6 protein-coding genes are annotated in these 4913 nt (G+C 47.8%); 1 reads left to right on the top strand and 5 read right to left on the bottom strand.

Translation table 11 applies throughout. The features are described from left to right. Positions 1-570, top strand: a 570-nt coding sequence (locus ACESLU_RS11765) for an ABC transporter permease (RefSeq protein ID WP_372638841.1), incomplete at its 5' end; no start/stop codon positions are given. A gap of 197 nt (positions 571-767) precedes the next feature. Here ACESLU_RS11765 and ACESLU_RS11760 read toward each other — a convergent pair. The 5 genes from ACESLU_RS11760 to ACESLU_RS11740 are packed head-to-tail and all read right to left on the bottom strand — an operon-like array spanning position 768 to position 4358. Continuing rightward, the gene (locus tag ACESLU_RS11760; protein WP_372638840.1) at positions 768-1226 is read right to left on the bottom strand and encodes a plastocyanin/azurin family copper-binding protein; all 459 of its coding nucleotides are present in this window, start codon (positions 1224-1226) and stop codon (positions 768-770) included. A 58-nt stretch (positions 1227-1284) separates the two neighbouring features. Next, positions 1285-1698 (bottom strand): plastocyanin/azurin family copper-binding protein, encoded by a 414-nt coding sequence (locus tag ACESLU_RS11755; protein WP_372638839.1) that lies wholly within the window; start codon positions 1696-1698, stop codon positions 1285-1287. Positions 1699-1742: 44 nt separating this feature from the next. After that, a complete protein-coding gene (locus ACESLU_RS11750; RefSeq protein WP_372638838.1) occupies positions 1743-2360 on the bottom strand; it encodes an SCO family protein in 618 nt (205 codons plus the stop codon). A 6-nt stretch (positions 2361-2366) separates the two neighbouring features. Further along, the gene (locus ACESLU_RS11745; RefSeq protein WP_372638837.1) at positions 2367-3179 is read right to left on the bottom strand and encodes a formylglycine-generating enzyme family protein; all 813 of its coding nucleotides are present in this window, start codon (positions 3177-3179) and stop codon (positions 2367-2369) included. Positions 3180-3224: 45 nt separating this feature from the next. Continuing rightward, positions 3225-4358, bottom strand: a complete 1134-nt coding sequence (locus ACESLU_RS11740; protein ID WP_372638836.1) for a multicopper oxidase domain-containing protein — start codon at positions 4356-4358, stop codon at positions 3225-3227. Between the last annotated feature and the right edge of the window lie 555 nt (positions 4359-4913).

Here is a 4913-nt window from a genome sequence, read left to right as displayed (position 1 = left end):
CTGGTGGCCGATTTTGCCACCATTGACCGCAGCGGTCTCAAACGCAGGAAATCGCTGCTGATCCCTATCTTCGGTGCGACCTTCCTGGGTATTATTGTTATTGATCTTTTTTTCCTTGAAGTGGTGATTCAGCTTCCGAAGTTCCTGGCTGCCCAGTACACTATCCCTATTACCGGCATGGTGCTCGGAAACTGCCTGCGCAGCAATGTTATCGGTATCAATGCGTTTTATTACAGTTTGAGTGAGCATAGGGAGCGCTACCAGTTTTATCTTGCCAGCGGTGCCACCCGGAACGAGGCGTTGCATTCCTTTATCAGCGAAGCCCTGCAGAAATCGGCCAATCCCACGCTGGCTTCCATGGCTACTATCGGATTGGTTTCGCTGCCCGGTATGATGACCGGTCAGATCCTCAGCGGCAGCTCTCCCATTATTGCTATCAAGTACCAGATTATGATTATGGTGGCCATCTTCTCCGGTACGATCCTTTCGGTATTTTTAGGAATTTATTTTGCCAATTATTTTGTGTTTGAGGATACGGACATGCTGGACGAATCGATTCTCAAGAAGTGATTGGAATAAGCCATGAGTCGTGGGGCTTGGCATAGGAAGAAGGGCATGAGTTGAATGGAGTCGCGTGCTGCGTATTTCAACCGGACAGTTACTGCGCAACTTCCAAGACAGAGGATATAAAAAAAGACCCGGTGGAGTAATTGCCGAAGCACGTTCTCTCCCGGGTCTTTCGAAGAAAAAAGTAAGTACGAAAACAGTTATTCTTCTTTAACGGTCAATACCCCCGTCATACCGGCTGCATAATGTCCCGGGAAGGAACAGATATATTCATAGTCTCCTTCTTCCTCGGGCACCGTAAAGGTTACCTCTACGGTTTCACCGCCGCCTGCAAGACCTGTTGCGGCAACGATATCGTCTTCGTAATCGGGGGCCAGATATTCGTTATCGCGAGCCCGTGCGGAAGCGTTCGCAAAAGCATCGACATCAGCATCTTTGTCTAAGACAACTACATTGTGTGCCATGGCCTGTTTGGGAATCTGGCTCTTGGTAGTCAGCTTGATAGTGATTTCTTCACCCGGGGTGGCTTCAATGGTTGTCACATCAAACTTCATGTTATCAGTTCCAATGATCTCTATCGTCCTTTGCGCCATCGCCGATGAAATGACTCCGGTGAATAAAACGGCCAGAATTACTGTTATTTTTGTTAATGTTTTCATAATAGGTCCTCGTTGGGATTTATTTTGATTCGTATTGTTTGGTTAAAATGACTCATTTTCACTTTAATATCCTTAGTACAGCCGGAGGTATGCCTTCATCAGGATAGTCCGGTTTAGCTTCAACAGCGCCCGCAATAATGCGTCCCGCATGTCCCATTCGTTCGTGCGGCAGGCAGTAATAATCATACACGCCTGTGTGGGAGATCGTCAAAAACCATACGTCACCACTTGTCAGCAATCCGGAGTCAAAAGATTCGACTGATCCGGGCATTCGTAGAGGGCGCCGGTTGTCAGGATGATAAGCAGTTACGGTATGCCTTCCCTCACGTACCACGAACTGAAGGATATCGCCCGGACTAACGTTTACAACAGCCGGTTCAAATCGCGCGTCTTCATCCGTGCCTTTGACTTCAACGCTAACCGTATCTATATAAAGGCTTTGCACCTGATGGGCAAGCACCTCATTGCCCATCCATAAACACCCAAAGAAACATAATATTGCTGAATATTTATACTTCATTGCTCTTTCTCTTTGTTAGCAATAACGACAGAATCAATGACAGCAGCCGCTTCTTCCATTGGCTGGTTTAATCCTTCGACACGCCGGGCGATCTTTCCTTCCTTATCCAATACCGTGACAAGATTGGAATGGGCAAAGTGTCCATCGCTCTTTTTCGAGTATTGCACGCCCAACATCATTGCAAGGCTGCGAACGGTTGCGTCTTCGGAGGTCATGAAATGCCAGCCGGGAATATCCAGCTGTTCATATTTTGCGTATTTCCGTAATACCTCAGGAGTGTCATTATCCGTATCAAAAGTAATGCCCAGCACCTTCACCGCTTCTCTCCGGGATGTTTCTACCCTGTTGTACAAGCGCCAGGCGTCCTGAATTAAAACCGGGCACACTTCCCTGCAGTTGCCATAGAACATCACAACAATAACGGCTGATCCGCTAAAATCACTGAGTTTGACGGTCTCATTTCGGTGAGTTGTCCACGGGGCATCCAGGTGATAAAGTGAGTACCCGGCACTTATTTTCCCGGCTTCCAGTTCGTTGTCTGCCGCGTGATGATGCTGGGCCTGCAAGCTTGTCACCCCAAAAAGGAAAATCAATAGGATAGGAAGTGTTTTCATGGTTCTTTATGGTTCGTTCGATTCGAGTTTCGGGTCGACATCATAGGCGCAGCGAAACCCCATCGTACCGATGGAGCTTTTGGGGTTATAGCTCATGCGGGTTATATAGCGGATAGAAGCGGCATAGCTGTATGCATTGCCGAGCTGCTGCATTCTTCCGACCGTACCGCAATCCAGGGAAAGATCATCGGCAACGGGTGGTTTAAAATCCTGTACCCACTCCATGATCAGCCCGAACTGGTCCTTCACGCCTACTCGGGTTTCTATGCCGGTAGATCCTACTTCTCCGAGGTTTTTGGTATCCACACTTGAATACCAGCCGACTAATTTTGTAGCAAATTCATTGACTTCGCCGGAGGAATCGAAATCCATGAGTTGTGCGGAATATTCCCACTCATTCAGCGTGGGGAGGCGTCCTCCGCTCCATTGACAATACGCATTTGCGGCAAACCATGACACATTGGTCACGGGACGTTCACGGCCAATATGTTTATAATCTGGCTTATGGCCTTCTTCTTGCCAGTGTTTCAAATATCCTTTGTTGGTAAATACAGCAGGTACTTCATTGGGCCGCCAATTTATATTTTGATCGGCAAACCCTGCAAATTTCTCGTTGGTTACAGCCGTAATATCCAGGTAGAAAGAATCTACTGGAACGGCTTCTCCTTTCATTTCGGGCATTACGGAATGAAATGATCCCGACGGAACCAGTACCCTGTCCGGCTGTGCCCAAGCGGCCGCTGCCAGACCGAAGACCATCACCACAACCAGTGAAGGCAGGGTAAGGGTACCAGGTATTATATTCGTCGGGAGTTTCATTGTAAGATAGATTAATAGTTACAAGTGAATTATAGGTGATGGTGGTTAGTTGGTACGAGGACCAGCTTTCAGGGTGCCTGTGGCGCCTTTCTCAGCATCGGCAAACTCGTGGTCGATCAGGATATATTTTCCTTCTTCGGGTACAATGAAGTCCATGGTAGCGGAACTCGACGCACCCAAAAGTACGGTCTGCATCCCGCGCATTTCGTTAAAAGGATGACCTTCCATCCAAACGCGATCAAAGATGGCGCCGATCACGTGGAAGCTGGAGGTTCCGCTGGGTCCGTTGTTGGATACGTGCAGGCGGACACGGTCGCCGGCATTGGCTTCCAGAGGCTGGTCATGCAGGATCGTCTGGTGCCCGTTGAATACCACATGGGACGGATTCACATTCAGGGCCGCTTCGAAATCGTACTGGAACAGCTCTCCGGCTCCCTTTTTCAGGTAATATTCGGATTGGACTACCACGAATTCCTTATCGACTTCGTAATCTGTGTCGTAGCCATCCCTGGGGGATACGACAACTACACCGTGCTGCCCCATAGCCGTGTGCATAAGCACGCTGGGCGTACCGCAGTGATAGATATAGGACCCGGCATAGTTGGCAATCCAATCGAACTTGATAGACTCGCCGGGAGAAATACTTCTCCATTTGTCATCTTTGGCTACCGTCCCGGCATGGAAGTCCATGGAGTGCGGCATAGGCATGGTAGCAGGCTGCGCCTTCATGAAATTATTTTGAGCAGTCTGCTGCATAAAAGGAGCTCCTTCTTTCGTAGGTTCTGTGATCGTTACTTCTTCGTCCGAACGATTTTTCATGACAAAGGTGATTCGATCGCCTTCTTTTACATGCAATACCGGGCCTGGAACCGTGCCCCCGAAGGTCCAGGCGTTGTATTTGACCCCGTCGGCCACTTCAATTTCCTGGGCGATAATATCAATTCGAACCTCGTGGTGTTTGTTGCCTTCATAATCCAGCGGTTTGAGGTTGGGTAACATTGTCAGATATTCTCCTGCCACGGGAGGTCCGTCATAGTCTTCGGTAAAGACTTCTGCTTCCGGCATGCCGAAGGTCATGCCATCCAGCTCATATTCACCTGTTTGGGCTTGGGCAAGGGTAAAAAAACCTGCAAAAATTAGTCCGGTTAAAAGAGCCATGGTACGTTTTGGAAAGTTCATGGTGCTGAGGTTTTGTGGTTTGTATTTAAGACAATTTTGTCTTTTATTTTCTTGCAATAGTTTCCGCAACAAGCGTACCAAAACCGGCAAGCGCATGAAAAATGTCTCCTGCTTAATCTAAATCAAGTTGGTTTCGCCCTGTAAAAATGGAGCGAACGGATAGTTTTGCATTCACGCAAGGTCATTTTATGTAATATTGCATGTTTGCAATAGTTACAGTTGCAAGGAATGCTAAAAGGCAGGCAGTAGAAATAAGTCTTTATCTTGCCATGCAGTTCAGACAAGTAGCAAGATATGCGTTTTTTATTATTTGTTTAGCCTGGCATTTTATGGAGTCCCGTAGAGGGGCTTTCATCGTTGGCGTGGTGATACTTATGTATGCTAATCAAAATAGGAAGCACTATCTGCAGTGAAATAGTGAGCGTATGAGAAGCCGCCGCAGTCGTGTCAGCTGCTTAAGTTATTAATGACATTAATAACCTTGCCCTGTTGATCCGATAGCTGTTTGCGCTGGTAGGCAACCTCTCCCTCTTTGTTAAGAACGGTGATCATATT

The organism is Fodinibius sp., from assembly GCF_041642155.1.
Taxonomy (GTDB): Bacteria; Bacteroidota; Rhodothermia; order Balneolales; family Balneolaceae; genus Fodinibius.
The sequence above is the reverse complement of the archived record's forward strand: the minus strand, read 5'-3'. Positions and strand labels throughout refer to the sequence as shown.

Excerpts from the sequence above, each read along its gene's own strand:
- ACESLU_RS11750 (WP_372638838.1), bottom strand. The coding sequence starts at position 2,360 with ATGAAAACACTTCCTATCCTATTGATTTTCCTTTTTGGGGTGACAAGC.
- ACESLU_RS11760 (WP_372638840.1), bottom strand. The coding sequence starts at position 1,226 with ATGAAAACATTAACAAAAATAACAGTAATTCTGGCCGTTTTATTCACC.
- ACESLU_RS11740 (WP_372638836.1), bottom strand. The coding sequence starts at position 4,358 with ATGAACTTTCCAAAACGTACCATGGCTCTTTTAACCGGACTAATTTTT.
- ACESLU_RS11755 (WP_372638839.1), bottom strand. The coding sequence starts at position 1,698 with ATGGGCAATGAGGTGCTTGCCCATCAGGTGCAAAGCCTTTATATAGAT.
- ACESLU_RS11745 (WP_372638837.1), bottom strand. The coding sequence starts at position 3,179 with ATGAAACTCCCGACGAATATAATACCTGGTACCCTTACCCTGCCTTCA.